This is a genomic window from Brevibacillus laterosporus LMG 15441 (assembly GCF_000219535.2).
GTDB classification, from domain to species: Bacteria; Bacillota; Bacilli; order Brevibacillales; family Brevibacillaceae; genus Brevibacillus_B; species Brevibacillus_B halotolerans.
Genome location: NZ_CP007806.1, coordinates 3281418 through 3297215 on the forward strand (window position 1 = coordinate 3281418; position 15798 = coordinate 3297215).

The window sequence follows — 15798 nt, forward strand, 5'->3', positions numbered from 1 at the left end:
TTCCGTTAATAAGGAATGTTTGTACCCTACTAATGTGTCACAGTTAGAAGAGGCTTATGTACCTACAAAGAAAAACAAGCGCTCTTTTTAGAAACGTTTTCTTGAAGGACTCCGCTTACCTTGTGTACGATCTCCAGTTGAAGACTCACGCTGTTTCGCTTTCTGTCCCACATTAGGCTTACGTGCCTCACCTGGATCAACCAAAGCCCCATGGGACATCGCTTTTTCTAGAATCGGAATTTGTTTTTGTTTAGAGAATTTTTGGATGATAAATCGTTGGTTAGGTAACACAATCGAAAAGACCAGTCCTGCCTTCCCCATACGTCCTGTTCTTCCGCTACGGTGAACATATGTATCGGCATCTGTAGCAGGATCATAGTGAATAACCAGCTCAACATCAGAAATATCAATACCGCGCGCGGCTACATCTGTTACGATTAATACAGGCAGTTTCCCTTCACGGAATTGCTGTAGGGCCCTTGCTCGATCCACTTTTGGCGTATCTCGATGAAGCAGTTCGCATTCTAGATGATGATACGTTAGCTTCTCTTTAATTTCATCAACCCGCTCGATGGTATTTAAGAAAACAAGTGTTTTTTTAGCATTGACCAAACGAATCAGACGACGAAGCGCATCCGCTTTTTTACGCCCTTCTTCTACTAAATAAAAATGAAGCACTTCATATTTACTCTCAGGAGCCTCTGTTGCAATGACTACCGGCTCGTAAGCCATGCTCTTTATTAAAGCTTGTGTTTGTTTAGATAATGTTGCAGAGAAAAACAAGCGTTGCGTATCACGCATTAAACGGCGCAATACATCCTGCACCGAATTAGCAAATCCGCGATCGAGCATGCGATCGGCCTCGTCGATTACTACACTTTTCACGGTATGCACTTTTAATTTGCGTATTTCTAACAGCTCTTTAACGCGCCCCGGTGTTCCGATAACAATAGCTGGATGGGTTTTTAGCTTGTCCAACTGGCGCTTCGCATCGACTCCACCAATCAGTGCGGCGGCATGCATTCCAATAGAAGCTAACAACTGTGTAGCCTCGCGATAAATCTGCATAACCAGCTCTTGCGTAGGTGCTAATACTAGTACTTGTAATTCTTTTTTTGTTTCATCTAAATTTTGGACAAGAGGCAATAAATATGCCATTGTTTTCCCTGATCCCGTAGGAGATTCAGCTATGACATCTTTTCCCTCTAGAATAACAGGTAAGGTTTGTGCTTGAATAGGAGTTAGCTTTTCATAGCCACGTTCCCTTAGAAATGTTACAATGGGACCTCGTGTAATTTGCATAAAATCGTTAGACACTGAAGAAATCCTCCTACAACCAAATAGTTCGTACAGATTAGCTTACCATTTTCTTGGCAAGAAGAAAACCCAAGGTATCAAATTCAATCTTTGCATCTCTCATCACCATCTATGTATGCAAAAGGCGATTTCTCAAAAAGAGTCATCGCCCTTAGGTATCAGATTAGCCAGATTAGGAGTTAGAATCCACTCGTGTTTCGTGTTTTTCCATTTTATCATGGCGGTCTGTCTCACTATGCTGGTTATGAGTACCCGGTGGATTTTTTCTGTACTCTTCTACTTGTTCCTGAAATTCTTTATCAAATTCGCGCATAAACCTCACCTCCATATGTAGTTTACCCAGAATAAGAGAAAGCATGCTGATCGCTTCATTAGGGCAGATCCAATAAGTGCTGTCAATGGAATGCAAAAAGGTCGTAACCTTTTATCCACATGCGCGTCATATAAATGGAACTACCTCCTTACACCTAAAAATATCAGATTAAGCTAGATAGGAATGAGATACATGTCAGAGGCACCACTAACCCGTACTCGCAGTTCTAAAGATCAGCAACCCATGCGAAGATCAAAAAAGAGAAAAGCGAAACGAAAAAAGAAACTATTAGTAGGAAGTATTGTAACCTTCGCTGTACTAGTAGCCGGTTTTTATTTAACCCACGACTTGCGGTTGTGGCTTGCTGGAACGTTGTTAACAACTCAACATTCCAGTTGGGCTAAATATACATTGGTAGGAGAAGACGCCCTTAATTCTCTTCGTGCGGAGATTAATAATCCCGAAGCGATTAACTCCGTTTCACCTACAGAGGTAACTACTCAGCCTGGAAAAGAAGAAGAAAAACAAGAAGAAAAGCCTGTTCAAAAAGAGCTGACTGAAGTTGTTCCGGTAGAAAAATACTTCAATCCCGCTCATTACTTTAAAGGATACGTTATGAAGGTTTCTGATCCTAACCGAGTTCACTTAATTCAAACAACCGGTGCAAAAAAGAACCGGGGTAAACCACGCGGTGAATGGATTAGTGAATTCTCAGAACGAACGAATGCAATTGGTGGAGTCAATGCAAGCGGCTTTTATGACCCCAATTTTATGGGGTATGGCAGCCAAGCAGCTGGACTAGTAATCGTAGATGGAAAACTGCTTCAAGATTACAATCCATCCGGCGGGGACACCGTGCTTGGAATTGATTATAACGGCAAGCTAATCACAGGTCGTTATACCTCTAAAGAGCTGTTGAAGATGAATATTAGAGATGCTATGTCATTTCGACCTCAATTAGTGGTAAATGGGAAGAACCTTTTTGCTGGAAAAGATCCGATTAGCTGGGGAATCGCTCCCCGTACGGCTGTAGGCCAGATGGCTGATGGCACCATCTTGTTCATTGTGATTGATGGTCGTCAAAAGCACTCTATTGGGGCTAGCATGAAAGATATGGCTGATCTGCTCGAAGAATATGGCGCTGTAAATGGAATGGCTATGGACGGCGGTACTTCTTCTATGATGGTTGATAAAGGCAACGTTCTCACAAAATCCGCAAATGGCGACCCACGTGGTCGTTGGTTACCAAACGCATGGATGGTATACTAAGAATAGGCATGTGAGTAGGTTAAAACAAAAAACCTCGGCGAGCTTGATAGCCGAGGTTTTGCTTTGTGCAAATTCAATGTAAGGAGGTTTTTCATATGGTACGTGTGTTATTTGTTTGTCTAGGCAACATTTGTCGATCACCCATGGCAGAGGCAGTTTTTCGTCATCATGTACAACGCGCCGGACTAGAGCAATTCATTGAAATTGATTCAGCAGCGATTGGCAGTTGGCATGTTGGAAATCCTCCACATGAAGGGACTCAACTAGTATTAACGAAGCATAACATTCGTTTTGATACGATTGTTGCTAGACAAATTCATTCTGCTGATTTTCAACAATTTGACTATATTGTATGCATGGATGATTCCAACGTACAAAAATTACGTGCTTTTGCTCCAGATGCTAAAAATGTTACCAAACTGATGGATTATGCTTCCGCTTATAAGGAAACAGAAGTCGAAGATCCCTATTTTACAGGTAGATTTGATTATGTGTATGAGTTAGTCGAAGCAGGTTCGATTGGTTTAATCAATCATATTCGTAATACATACCATTTATCTTAATAAAACAAGCCTGTGTCATTATTCGTTTTGTTTATTTGCCAAAAAAGCAGCCACTCCCGAAAAAAAGAGTAGCTGCTTTTCTTATTTAAGAAGGATTCCCCTGCTATTTATCCACTTTATTTCATTCTAAGGCAAGACAATATGCTCAAAATAAGCAGGTGAAAACTCCTCCTTGTACGTTCTGCCTGTTAACACTAAATTGTCTAGTTGTTCCCTCAGCTTTTGTAGTTTCGTTTTTTCTAAAGCTAAATTAATAAGGGTAGCTCTGGCAATCTGACGTAATATCTGTATTTCTTCTTTGATTGTATTACCTAAATCCTTACCGCTATGAACCACTTCAGAACGATGGTTGTAGGAGCTTTTAATAAAATTAGCAATCCTAATCCTCTCTTCAGGTGTTTGCCCCAGATAATAAGCAATTCTTGTTCGTACCTTGTACGTAATCTCTCCCTTTTTACCATCTGGTACAAACAAGGACTCCAAAGCAATCCATAAATCTAATAACTCATCCTCCAACGATTTCTTTTCTAAAGCTAATAAATATCTGCGATACGGAACGGTTGGAAACGAGATATCTGCATTCATGAGACGCTTGAACAATCCCTCTATCTGATCGGTATAGATAAACTTAGGACCATCTAATGAGCGTTTTACATAATTAATCCCATACCGATTTTCTTCCATTGTTAATAGATAAGGGATCGAACAAACCCCTTCGCCATTCGCCATGTTTAAGCGATTCTCTATTTCAGCTATAAAAGGACGATCCTCTTTTACTTTTAAGGTAGGATACTCTGCATAGAGAAACAATGAGTTTGGTTTTACCTTCTCTTCAAAATGAAGCCGATTCTCGTTCATCTGTGGACGCAAGCGCTCATGACAAATCTTATACAAGGGCTCAAAGCCGGATACCAGAAAGAAATCCTCACTAAGCTGTATACGAAGTGGTTTATCTGTTATGGTATTAAATACGGGTGCAATCAAGGTTGGCATGATGATCCCTCCATTCGCCACGGCTTTATAGGGTATGACTCTTATAAAGGCTTCTGGCCGTTTTTACTTAGATGCTGATCCTTGTTCCTGACTCAAACGCTTAATGATATTTTCATTCTCAATCATATCCTCTTGCTTGTCCGCATACAACAATCCGTAATGGGTTAACATAGTGGAAATTTGATTATTGTCCGTTAGAATGACATGCAGAACAGCTTTATTTTTGAAATCATAATACTCCAGAACTCTTCCTAGGTCGCGTGTTGGCGCACCGTATACCTTTTTGATATCCTCTAGAGTTAGTTGCTTTCCAGTCTCAAGATTTTTCATCAAATCTCCGCGTTTTAACATCACTTGGGCAGCTACTAATGTAGGGTTAGCCGTTTTGGTAAAATATAAGGGGTATGCCTTATTCCATTTTGCCCCTGTTAGTGGGTTGATCTTGATAAAAGCTACTTCTTGCTCTACTTCTGGATTTGGTCCATTCTCTGATTTTAAATTGGTACGAAAATTACTTTTAATGGTCTTTTTTTCTACAGCAGGACCATATATTTTTTCCATCTGAGCTAGTGTCGTTTTCCCAATCGTAGCTTGCTCTGTAAACTTGAGCTCAGCTGTGAGATCTATCTGATTAACCTTTATATCTTGGGCTTGTTCAGTAGGCGTAGTATTCGATTGATTTCCACTACAGCCTGTTACAAGTAATAAGCTAGCTAGTACTGCCGTAAACATCGATCTTTTTTTCATGAAAATCTGTCCTCTCCTGTTTAACTATAATTCACAGCGTTACAAACACTTCCCTGTGCATGCGATACCAATTTCCCTCCCATACTAATCACGAAGGAGCTGATAAGGATGGCAAAAGATGATTTCTTAGTAGAAAATCCGCATCAAACATATAATAACCAATTTCAAGGCTTAGAACAAACCGGGAAACCTTTACCAGGAACCAAAAAGGTAAAGCAAAAGAATCATTCCCGTCAAGTTAAAACACGCGAAGGATAATCCTCTGCTAACAAACCGCTTGTCCTTGGCCGGATTGGCGGTTTTGTTTATTTGTCCCACACGTAACGTCCATCAGTCCTATTGACCCACATTTTCCCATATGATATGGTAAAAGGGCAACTACATATGGATACGGGAGCTTGGATGAAGCCAGGCTGAGAGGGTGGAGAACTCTGCTACCGACCGTGAAACCTGATCTGGATAATGCCAGCGTAGGAAACGATCCCATACGAATGACTTCGTTTATTTCAGCATGTTTATTTTGTATGGATAAGAGCCGTCAGCCTTTGCTGTATGGCTCTTTTTTAGTTTGTCGCTCCTACCGTCCCTTGCTAGTTGCTAAATGATGTTGGGAGGTATAGCAATGTCTATTTTATCAACTCCGTCTTTTTTTCCAGCAAGTCGCAAGAGATATGTGACAGGCTCAAGGCCTGATCTACTGGTTCCGTTTCGTGAAATTATGCTTTCCCCTACTGTTGATCAGCAAGGGCGCGTTACTCCAAATGCTCCTTTGCAAGTGTATGATACGAGCGGACCCTACACAGATGAAACACGGTTTGAAACGATTGATCTAAGCAAAGGTCTTGCACCACTCCGCTCTCCTTGGATTTTAGAACGGAAGGACACGGAAACATATGGAGCCTCCAAAAATCTTGCCCCTACAAAATCAAAGGCCGCTAACCCGCTTCCTGTTCAAGAATTTGAAAATCGTCCATCTTTGCGAGCACGTAGAGGAAAACGCGTCACTCAGCTACATTATGCACGTAAAGGCATCATTACACCTGAAATGGAATTCGCAGCGATACGCGAGGGAATAAAGCCAGAGGTAGTACGTCAAGAAATTGCCAGTGGACGCGCCATATTGCCGGCTAATATAAATCACCCTGAGCTTGAGCCTATGCTTATTGGAAAGCAATTTTTGGTAAAAATAAACGCTAATATTGGAAATTCGGCTGTTCTTTCCTCCATAGAAGATGAAGTTGAAAAAATGGTCTGGGCAATTCGCTGGGGAGCGGATACCATCATGGATTTATCGACCGGTAAAAATATTCACACGACACGTGAATGGATTTTACGGAATGCTCCTGTACCAGTCGGAACTGTACCATTGTATCAAGCTTTGGAGAAAGCGGGAGGACAGCCAGAGAATTTATCCTGGGAATTATACCGGGATACGTTAATCGAGCAAGCAGAACAAGGTGTGGACTATTTCACAGTACATGCTGGACTTTTGCTTCGTTACATCCCCCTTACCATGAACCGCGTGACAGGAATCGTTTCGCGAGGAGGTTCCATTATGGCCTCTTGGTGTCTTACCTATCATCAGGAGAATTTCTTGTATACACATTTCCGTGAGATTTGTGAAATTGCAAGTGCTTACGATATCTCACTCTCCTTAGGGGATGGTCTGCGGCCGGGGTCCATTGCGGATGCCAATGATGCTGCTCAAATGGCGGAATTAGAAACCTTGGGTGAACTAACGAAAATTGCCTGGGAGTATGATGTTCAGGTCATGATCGAAGGGCCGGGACATGTTCCTATGCACAAGATTAAAGAAAACGTAGACATTCAGCAGGATATTTGTCAGGAGGCTCCCTTCTATACGTTAGGGCCGCTTACAACCGATATTGCCCCCGGATATGATCACATTACCTCTGCCATTGGTGCTGCTATGATTGGCTGGTTTGGTACTGCGATGTTATGCTATGTAACACCGAAAGAACATTTAGGACTGCCTAATAAGCATGATGTAAAAGAAGGGGTCATCGCCTATAAAATCGCAGCGCATGCCGCAGATCTAGCAAAAGGTCATCCCCTTGCTCAAGCATGGGATGATGCGATGTCAAAAGCACGATTTGAATTTCGCTGGCACGATCAATTTCATTTATCATTAGATCCCGAGCGAGCACGCGATTATCATGATGAAGCCCTTCCCGCTGAACCAGCTAAAACAGCACATTTTTGCTCGATGTGTGGGCCGAAATTTTGCAGTATGAAAATTAGTCATGAGTTAAAAGGAATGGTTGATAACAGTCCTTTGGCAGATAAAAGTACAGCAAGTCTTGAAGATTCTCTCATTGAAACAGGACTTTCTCAAAAGGCAGAAGAGTTTAAACGCTCTGGCTCTAAAATGTATACCTGATCTCTTTTATTAGCTTGTATTACACAGTAATGCTGTATACCCTGTTGTCTTTTTCTTGTAAGCTAATATGATCTTCTTTTACGAGTAAAGAAAAAAGGTTGCTGAAATAGACCAGCAACCTTTTTTTATAGAAAGCAATTATTTTACCACTACGTGAATCGGACGACCAAGCGCCATTTCCGCAGCTTCCAATGTTACTTCGCCCAAAGTTGGGTGAGCATGGATAGTTAGCTCGATATCTTCTAATGTAGCACCCATCTCAATAGCCAAAGCTACTTCAGATACGATGTTAGAAGCATCTTCCCCAACGAATTGTGCACCTAGAACTACTCCTGTTTCTTTGTCAGCAATGATTTTTGCAAATCCTTCACCGGCATTAACAGATAGAGCACGTCCGTTAGCAGCATAAGGGAAACGACCTACAACTACATCTAGACCTTGTTCTTTTGCTTCTCTTTCAGAGATACCCACACTGGACATTTCTGGATCGGAGAATACAACAGAAGGAATGCACTTGTAATCCACTTCAGCCGCATGTCCCGCAATTGCTTCAGCAGCCACTTTACCTTCATAAGAAGCTTTGTGAGCTAGCGCAAGACCTGGAACAATGTCACCAATCGCGTAGATGTGTGGTAGACTTGTACGACCTTGTTTATCTACTTCGATCAATCCGCGCTCGTTCATTTTCATGCCGATTGCTTCAAGACCGATATCATTTGTGTTTGGCTTACGGCCAACAGTAACTAGTACGTAATCAGCTTCAAAGGACATTTCTTCTCCTTTTACTTCTGCTTTTACGACTACACCGTTTTCTGATTCTTCCACGCCTTTTGCAAGAGCTTTGGTATGAATTTTCACGTTGTGTTTTTTCAAACGACGTTCAACTAGACGAGTCATGTCTTGTTCAAATCCAGGTAGGATATGGTCTGCACCCTCAAGGATTGTAAGTTCTGTGCCAAATTTAGCAAGAACTGTACCTAGTTCAACCCCGATGTATCCACCGCCGATAACTACCATGCGTTTTGGAATTTCGCCAAGACTTAATACCTCAGTAGAGGACAATACTCGCTTGCTCCATTTAAACGCTGGAAGTTCGAACGGACGAGAACCGGTTGCGATAATCGCATTGTTGAACTTGAATTTAAGGGACTCATTATCGTTATAAACGCTGATTTCATTCTCAGACAAGAAGAACGCTTCCCCAGAAACTAGACGTATTTTGTTTCCTTTGAACAAGGAAGCAACCCCGCCAGTCAATTGTTTCACGATGCCGCTTTTCCATTCTTGTACTTTCGCATAGTCAACTTTTACGTTTTCCATGGTAATACCCATGCTAGCGCCATGCTGTGCATTTTCATAAACGTGAGAAGCATGGATAAGAGCTTTTGATGGGATACAACCCACGTTCAAGCATACGCCACCTACGTTAGCACGTTCTACTACAACTACGCTTTTCCCCAATTGAGCTGCGCGGATTGCTGCGACATAACCACCAGGACCTGCCCCGATGACTACTACGTCAATTTCTTCTACGAATTCTCCTACTACCATGTTGTTATCCCTCCATAACCAATAGTGTTGGGTTCTCCAGAAGCTTTTTGATATAGTTCATGAAACGTTGCGCTGGATCTCCATCGATTAGACGGTGGTCAAAGCTTAGAGACAACGCTAAGACTGGTGCAACAACAATCTCACCGTTTTTCACTACTGGTTTCTCTTCAATGCGACCTACACCCAAAATAGCTACTTCAGGATGGTTGATCACTGGAGTGAAGAACATTCCACCAGCAGAACCGATGTTTGTGATGCTGAAAGTAGAACCTTTCATTTCATCGGCAGTTGCTTTACGGTCACGAGCTTTACCAGCTAATTCGTTAATCTCAGCAGAGATTTCGAAGATGGATTTATGATCTGCGCCTTTAACTACAGGTACGAGCAAGCCGTCTTCTGTAGATGTTGCAATACCAATATTATAGTACTTTTTGAAGATGATTTCTTGTGTTTCATCATCCATAGAAGTGTTAAGGATTGGGAATTTTTTCAAACCAGCCACTACTGCTTTCACAATGAATGGAAGGTAAGTTAATTTAATTCCTTGTTCCATAGCTAGTGGTTTACCTTCTTTACGTAGGTTAACCAAGCCAGTAACGTCTACTTCGTCAAACAAAGTAACGTGTGGAGCTGTGTATTTAGATTTAACCATCGCTTTAGAAATAGCTTTACGGATACCTTTCAAAGGTACGCGCTCTTCTAATTCGAAAGCTTGTGGAGCGTAGTGTTGTGTAGGTGTAGCTGCTGCTGCTTGAGAAGCAGTTGGTGCTGCAGCCGCCGCTGGTGCTGCTGCTTGAGCAGGTGCTGTAGCCCCACCAGCAAGATATGCATCTACATCAGCTTTGGTAATTCGACCAACTTTACCGCCTGTACCTGGTACAAGCGCCAAATCGATGTTCTTTTCACGAGCATATTTACGCACGGAAGGAGTAGCAAGTACTTGCTTGCGATCAATTGGAGCTCCACCTTGAGCAACAGCTGGTGCTGCAGCCGCCGCTGGTGCTTCAGTAGCTTTAGGAGCTTCTTGAGCTGGTGCTGCGCTTTCGCCACCATGTCCATGATCTGCACCTTCAGGCAATGCACCTTCTACTTCAATAACACATAGTGTGTCACCTACTGTAGAAACAGTACCTTCACTCACATTGATCTCAACTACTTTACCTGCAACAGGAGATGGTAGTTCTACCATGGATTTATCATTTTGTACTTCTAGGATAACTTGATCCTCTTCAATTGTATCTCCTACAGCAACATGCCACTTTGCGATTTCGCCTTCGTGGATACCTTCACCGGTTTCCGGCAGTTTATATTCAAATCGTGCCACTATAATTCCCTCCTATCGATTTCGAGAAAGAAGGCGGAAAGCTTACTTTCCGCCATTGATTATACGAATCTTAGAACTCCAATACGCGGTTCACGCCGTCAATAACACCTTTTACATCAGGCAGCCAAACATCTTCTGCTTGTGCAAACGGGAACACGGAATCTGGAGGTGCGATACGAAGAACAGGCGCTTCTAGATGTAAGATAGCTTTTTCGTTGATTTGCGCGATGATTTCAGCAGCGACACCGGCAGTGCGTTGTGCTTCTTGCACAACGATTGCACGATTTGTTTTTTGTACGGAAGCAAGGATTGTTTCCATATCTAATGGAGAAAGGGTGCGCAAGTCGATAACTTCAGCGCTTTTACCTTGTTTTTCTAATTCTTCCGCAGCTTTCATGCTTGTTTGAACCATTGCACCGTAAGTGATGATCGTTACATCTGTACCCTCACGAACGATATTTGCTTTACCCAATGGAATTGTATATTCGCCTTCTGGTACTTCTTGACGGAAGGAACGATATAGTTTCATATGCTCAAGGAAGATTACCGGATCGTTATCGCGAATCGCGGAGATCAATAGACCTTTTGCATCGTAAGGATTAGATGGGATTACTACTTTCACACCTGGTGTTTGAAGGAAGATACCTTCTAGTGAGTCAGAATGCAACTCAGGGGTTTTTACGCCACCACCAAATGGAGAGCGGAATACGATTGGGCTAGTGAAATTTCCACCAGAACGGTAACGCATACGAGCAGCTTGAGTTACGATCGCATCAATTGTTTCAAAAACGAAACCAAAGAATTGAATCTCAACAACTGGACGGAATCCGTTGACACCAAGACCTACTGCCAATCCACCGAATCCAGATTCAGCTAGCGGTGTATCGAATACGCGATCTTCGCCAAACTCTTTTTGCAGATTTTCTGTTGCACGGAATACACCGCCATTATTACCCACGTCTTCCCCAAAAACTAGAACTTGAGGGTCGCGTGCCAATTCAATACGCATCGCATCAGTAATGGCTTGAATCATTGTCAAATTTGCCATGGCTTACTTCGACTCCTTTGCCAGATATTCTGCTTTTTGTTCTTCTAGGTGTGGAGGCAAAGTCTCGAACATCACATCAATAAGCTCAGAAACTTTCATTTTTGCTGTTTCGTCAGCTTTCTTGATTTGCTCAGCAACATGGGCTTTTGCCTCTTCGATTACTGCCTCTTCATCTTGCTCGCTCCATAGACCTTTTGCTTCTAGGAACTTACGGAAACGAATCAATGGATCTTTTTGTTCCCATTCGGATTGCTCTTCCCCAGTACGGTAACGAGTTGGATCATCACCAGACATGGAGTGAGGACCGAAACGGTATGTAAGAGCTTCGATCAATGTAGCTCCTCCACCGTTAATACCGCGTTCTCTTGCAACTTGAGTTGCTTTTACAACTGCAAGAACGTCCATACCATCAATACGAGCGCTAGAAATACCAGCTGCTACGGATTTAACAGCGATGTTTTCGGATTTTGTTTGCTTAGCAAACGGCAGGGAGATTGCATAACCATTGTTTTGGTTAAAGAAGATAACTGGTAGGTTGTATACACCAGCATAGTTCATAGCTTCATAGAAATCACCTTGAGAAGTTGCACCATCACCGAAGTAGTTGATTGCTACTTTCTTCTCTCCGCGAAGCTTAAAGCCCATTGCTACACCAGTAGCTTGTGTACATTGTGCCGCAATGATAATTTGTGGCATCAATACGTTTACACCCTCAGGGTAACGTCCACCTTCGATGTGACCGCGGGACCACAAGAATACTTGGTACATAGGAACACCATGCCATACCATTTGTGGAAGGTCACGGTAGCTTGGTAGGATAAAGTCTTCTTTGCTCAAAGCAAATTCAGAACCTACCATAGTAGCCTCTTGCCCAGAAACTGGAGCTACGAAGCCAAGACGACCTTGACGTTGCAAACTAATTGCACGTTGGTCCCAAACACGAGTGAAAACCATGCGACGCATAATTTCACGAAGCTCTTCATCAGAAAGCTTAGGCATCATTTCAGGATTGACAACAGTTCCATCCGGAGCCAGAATTTGCAATGGCTCATTGTGACCGATATGTTCTACAGCAGTAGATACAGTCATTTAGCTCACCTCATTAACGGAGTTTTGTTTGGAGTAAAATTACATTTTTCGGAAGATACGAAAGCCCTGTATATATGAACCATATAAAAGTTATTTCAACTGTTATATTTCAGTTCATGACTCTGTTTTTTGTGTTATAATATAGTCATTACAGGGGTTTACTTGTTCCTGTTATTATCAATGATAAGTTCTGTATCATTTTTTTGCAAGACCTTAATTACAATTTGTTAAAACGATAGAATAATTGTCGGGAGGTTTTCATTCGATGTCAGACATCCTAAAACGAACCATCATCAAAGAAGAACTTACCAGCAAGTACCTAGATACACCACGCCAAGTAAAAGTATATTTACCCCCGGGTTACAATGACATGCTTTCCTACCCGGTCATCTATTGTCAGGATGGAAACGAGTTCTTTACGATGGGTCGAATCGCTACAATTGCTAACCGCCTTATTCTTGAAGAAGGCATGGAGCCTATGATTATTGTCGGCGTCTCAAACGAACGAAGCAAACGCACCAGTGAATACTCACATGTTGGGGAAAGAAACCCTGGGTACAAACGCTTCTTCGCAGAGGAACTTGTTCCTTATATTGAAAACAAATATCCAATTCGCCAAGACCCTGATAGCCGCATTCTAGCTGGCGACTCCCTTGGTGGTACAGTTTCGTTCCATCTAGCTCTTGATTACCCTCATCTATTCCACAAAATCATCTCTTTATCAGGTGCATTCTTTGATGCCTCTATTGATGAAGCGAAAAAAGAAACTGACCTATCCTGGATGAATATGTGGATGATCGTAGGTTTGGAAGAGCTACAAGTCGAAACCAGTACAGGCACTTACGATTTCTTAGACTATAACCGAAGAATGAAGTCTGTTTTGGATCAAAAGCAAGCACGTACCTCCTATATTGAGGATCACGGCGACCATGTATGGGGCTTTTGGCAACGTGTGCTACCTGATGCATTGACCTACTTCTTTCCAATCTCAGGTCTATAAACTATAGCAGGGGGTGCTTCTGCCCCCTTTTTTAGCCTTAAGAAATACAGGGTGATAGGACGACTAAGACATCGTAGCTTCCTATAAAATATTTTCGGCTCTTTCCCATCAAATTGTTAACGCTTTCATTTTTATAAGCCATTAATTTCTCGGATATTTTCATACCTGTAGATTCGCCCATCAGATAAGCGAATCTCCTCATCGGTTGCTTCCGAAATTTCGCCAGCCACTTGTTGTGAGTCGGCTAATACAATAGTAACAAGCTTACTGACTTCCCGATTCATCTGTTGCTTCATCTTCATAATATCTTGTTGTGAAATCACGTATCCACCCCAGTTTCATTAGTTCCTCTTTTCTAGTATGACAAACAGAGCTTTCATTTAATCGCACGAAGAAGAACTGTGGAACGAGATTTTGCAAAAGAGGACCTTCCTTCTATCTTTCCTTGACGAACTAAAAAATAGGCCTCTTTCTCAATGATAGGATAACATACAGATAATCATGTGTCATAAAATAATTGTATTTGAAGCAATTCCATCAAATAATTGAAACACAAATCCTAGCTAATACAAAAAAAGCACCCTGACTAACAGTCAAAGTGCTTTCATTACAAGTATGGTGGGGAGAGACGGATTCGAACCGCCGAACCCTGAGGGAGCAGATTTACAGTCTGCCGTGTTTAGCCACTTCACTATCTCCCCATAAAAATGGTGCCGGCGATAGGACTTGAACCCACAACCCCCTGATTACAAGTCAGGTGCTCTACCAATTGAGCTACACCGGCATTTCAGCAACTAAAATATCACTTGTTTCACAACAAGATTGAGTATATCATGAACCTTTTTGATATTCAATACCTTTTTGAAAAAAGTTTTAAAATCGTATTTCCTTTTAAAATGGGACAGACTAGTACTGTGAAGGGAGGCTTTTCTCCATGAAATACGATCCACATCGTCATGCAGAGCCGAGTGAGTTGTTATTTGTAGATGAGCACGAATTGTCCTACCCTCCTCGTGAAGAAGATGCATTTACAGATGCTTATTTATCTTCACTAGGTTGGTACGATTGGCCTGGAGCATTTTATTAAAAACGAGCTAGCTTGGGTTGCCAGGTTCATATTGGCAACCCAATATTCATATTTTCTGTTTTTTGTTCCTCATTTTTCCTTTTAAAATATAACCATTCACTTCATTCAAGATGTTCACGCAAAAGTGCGTAAGAGGTTTGCCACATGGAAGGTAAGTTTGTTATGATGAACACATCCTAACAAGGTAAGGAGTCCTCGACGATGAAAGCAAAAATTACTCGCAATGCGGCAAAAAAAATCAATGAAATCATGGCTCAGGAAACTGATAAAGATGCAAAGCTTCGCGTATACATCACACATAAACACGGTAACCACGCTCATTATGGAATGACTTTGGACAAACCATCAGAGAAGGATACCGTTGTATCTACTGATAAAGATATCGATGTCCTCCTGCAAACCTCAGAGGAATTACTAGATGGCGTTGTAATAGATTATCTGTTTATTCCAGAGGAAGGCTTTGTAGTAACCAATCCAAGCAAGGGCAATACAGGAGATCACTAATACTTCTACCTGATTAATTTGTATGAATCAAATCATATTCTACATATTATTTGCCTTCAGAGAAACCACGAGGAGCACTCTTCTTCGTGGTTTCTCCATTTTCGAAACAGGAGGAAGGACCATGCAATTTACTCAGATGAATCAAAACTTGCAAACAACCCTACCCTATGGAAATTTAACCATCTCTAGTGACCGTCAGCAAGGCTTTAAACCGATTGATTTGCTAGTTTCTGCCATTGCGGGGTGTAGCCAAATCGTCTTTACGCGCATCCTGGAAAAAAAACGCATCTCATACAACTCGCTTACTCTCCATGTAGATGCCGTTCAAAGCGAGAATGCCCCGAATCCTTTGACGAAGATAAGTCTCATTTATACTATTACTGGTTCAGACCTTGTGCAGGAAAAGCTGGATAAGGCCTTGCGCTTGGTACCTCCTAACTGCACCATTATTCAATCACTCCATCCAAATACCGAAGTAGTAGAACAAGTGATCATCTCTAAAGCATAAGTCAGCTTCACTAAAGAAAAAACCATGATTGCATTACCGGAATATCTTACTTGTTCATTCTGGCAAAGCCTCATGGTTTTCATT

General features: G+C 42.0%; 17 protein-coding genes, 2 tRNA genes and 1 riboswitch. Of the genes, 8 read left to right on the forward strand and 11 right to left on the reverse strand.

Annotated elements, in window-relative coordinates:
* Positions 1-87: 87 nt before the first annotated feature.
* Entirely contained in the window at positions 88-1317 is a 1230-nt protein-coding gene (locus tag BRLA_RS14070; protein WP_003335922.1) for a DEAD/DEAH box helicase, read from the reverse strand.
* A 172-nt stretch (positions 1318-1489) separates the two neighbouring features.
* The gene (locus BRLA_RS24285; RefSeq protein WP_003340661.1) at positions 1490-1630 is read right to left on the reverse strand and encodes a hypothetical protein; all 141 of its coding nucleotides are present in this window, start codon (positions 1628-1630) and stop codon (positions 1490-1492) included.
* 192 nt (positions 1631-1822) lie between these two features.
* On the opposite strand from BRLA_RS24285, the gene BRLA_RS14075 reads away from it, so the two are divergent.
* A complete protein-coding gene (locus tag BRLA_RS14075; protein WP_003335919.1) occupies positions 1823-2899 on the forward strand; it encodes a phosphodiester glycosidase family protein in 1077 nt (358 codons plus the stop codon).
* A gap of 95 nt (positions 2900-2994) precedes the next feature.
* Positions 2995-3462 carry a low molecular weight protein-tyrosine-phosphatase gene (locus BRLA_RS14080; protein WP_003335918.1) on the forward strand — a complete coding sequence of 156 codons (468 nt, stop codon included), beginning with the start codon at positions 2995-2997 and terminating at the stop codon, positions 3460-3462.
* A 126-nt stretch (positions 3463-3588) separates the two neighbouring features.
* Here BRLA_RS14080 and BRLA_RS14085 read toward each other — a convergent pair whose 3' ends face one another.
* Both BRLA_RS14085 and BRLA_RS14090 read right to left on the reverse strand, forming a co-directional pair.
* Entirely contained in the window at positions 3589-4455 is an 867-nt protein-coding gene (locus BRLA_RS14085; RefSeq protein ID WP_003335916.1) for a HEPN domain-containing protein, read from the reverse strand.
* Positions 4456-4518: 63 nt separating this feature from the next.
* A complete protein-coding gene (locus BRLA_RS14090) occupies positions 4519-5202 on the reverse strand; it encodes a peptidylprolyl isomerase (RefSeq protein ID WP_003335915.1) in 684 nt (227 codons plus the stop codon).
* Positions 5203-5310: 108 nt separating this feature from the next.
* Here BRLA_RS14090 and BRLA_RS14095 point away from each other — a divergent pair, with 108 nt between their 5' ends.
* Together BRLA_RS14095 and thiC are read left to right on the forward strand one after the other, a co-directional pair.
* A complete protein-coding gene (locus tag BRLA_RS14095; protein WP_003335914.1) occupies positions 5311-5460 on the forward strand; it encodes a hypothetical protein in 150 nt (49 codons plus the stop codon).
* A gap of 122 nt (positions 5461-5582) precedes the next feature.
* Positions 5583-5699, forward strand: a riboswitch (TPP riboswitch).
* Between the two features lie 125 nt (positions 5700-5824).
* Positions 5825-7603 (forward strand): phosphomethylpyrimidine synthase ThiC, encoded by a 1779-nt coding sequence (thiC, locus tag BRLA_RS14100; RefSeq protein WP_003335912.1) that lies wholly within the window; start codon positions 5825-5827, stop codon positions 7601-7603.
* A 138-nt stretch (positions 7604-7741) separates the two neighbouring features.
* Here the strand turns inward: thiC and lpdA are convergent, their stop codons facing one another.
* The 4 genes from lpdA to pdhA form a co-directional block, all read right to left on the reverse strand.
* The gene (gene lpdA / locus BRLA_RS14105; protein WP_003335911.1) at positions 7742-9154 is read right to left on the reverse strand and encodes a dihydrolipoyl dehydrogenase; all 1413 of its coding nucleotides are present in this window, start codon (positions 9152-9154) and stop codon (positions 7742-7744) included.
* A gap of 4 nt (positions 9155-9158) precedes the next feature.
* Complete coding sequence (locus BRLA_RS14110; protein ID WP_003335910.1) at positions 9159-10478, reverse strand: dihydrolipoamide acetyltransferase family protein; 1320 nt, start codon at positions 10476-10478, stop codon at positions 9159-9161.
* A 70-nt stretch (positions 10479-10548) separates the two neighbouring features.
* Positions 10549-11526, reverse strand: coding sequence for an alpha-ketoacid dehydrogenase subunit beta (locus tag BRLA_RS14115; RefSeq protein ID WP_003335908.1), 978 nt, complete (start codon positions 11524-11526; stop codon positions 10549-10551).
* 3 nt (positions 11527-11529) lie between these two features.
* Positions 11530-12615 (reverse strand): pyruvate dehydrogenase (acetyl-transferring) E1 component subunit alpha, encoded by a 1086-nt coding sequence (pdhA, locus tag BRLA_RS14120; RefSeq protein ID WP_003335907.1) that lies wholly within the window; start codon positions 12613-12615, stop codon positions 11530-11532.
* A gap of 265 nt (positions 12616-12880) precedes the next feature.
* Between pdhA and BRLA_RS14125 the strand changes: the two genes are divergently transcribed.
* Entirely contained in the window at positions 12881-13615 is a 735-nt protein-coding gene (locus BRLA_RS14125; RefSeq protein WP_003335906.1) for an alpha/beta hydrolase, read from the forward strand.
* A 131-nt stretch (positions 13616-13746) separates the two neighbouring features.
* Here the strand turns inward: BRLA_RS14125 and BRLA_RS14130 are convergent, their stop codons facing one another.
* From BRLA_RS14130 to BRLA_RS14140, 3 genes are all read right to left on the reverse strand, one after another.
* The gene (locus BRLA_RS14130) at positions 13747-13938 is read right to left on the reverse strand and encodes a hypothetical protein (RefSeq protein WP_003335905.1); all 192 of its coding nucleotides are present in this window, start codon (positions 13936-13938) and stop codon (positions 13747-13749) included.
* A 293-nt stretch (positions 13939-14231) separates the two neighbouring features.
* A tRNA-Tyr gene (locus tag BRLA_RS14135) sits at positions 14232-14316 on the reverse strand.
* 7 nt (positions 14317-14323) lie between these two features.
* Positions 14324-14399 (reverse strand) — tRNA-Thr (locus BRLA_RS14140).
* Positions 14400-14549: 150 nt separating this feature from the next.
* Here BRLA_RS14140 and BRLA_RS24290 point away from each other — a divergent pair.
* The 3 genes from BRLA_RS24290 to BRLA_RS14150 all read left to right on the forward strand — a co-directional run bounded on the left by BRLA_RS24290 (position 14550) and on the right by BRLA_RS14150 (position 15714).
* A complete protein-coding gene (locus BRLA_RS24290; protein WP_003335904.1) occupies positions 14550-14702 on the forward strand; it encodes a hypothetical protein in 153 nt (50 codons plus the stop codon).
* Positions 14703-14903: 201 nt separating this feature from the next.
* Entirely contained in the window at positions 14904-15206 is a 303-nt protein-coding gene (locus BRLA_RS14145) for a HesB/IscA family protein (RefSeq protein WP_003335903.1), read from the forward strand.
* 121 nt (positions 15207-15327) lie between these two features.
* Entirely contained in the window at positions 15328-15714 is a 387-nt protein-coding gene (locus BRLA_RS14150; RefSeq protein WP_003335902.1) for an OsmC family protein, read from the forward strand.
* The last annotated feature ends 84 nt before the right edge of the window (positions 15715-15798 follow it).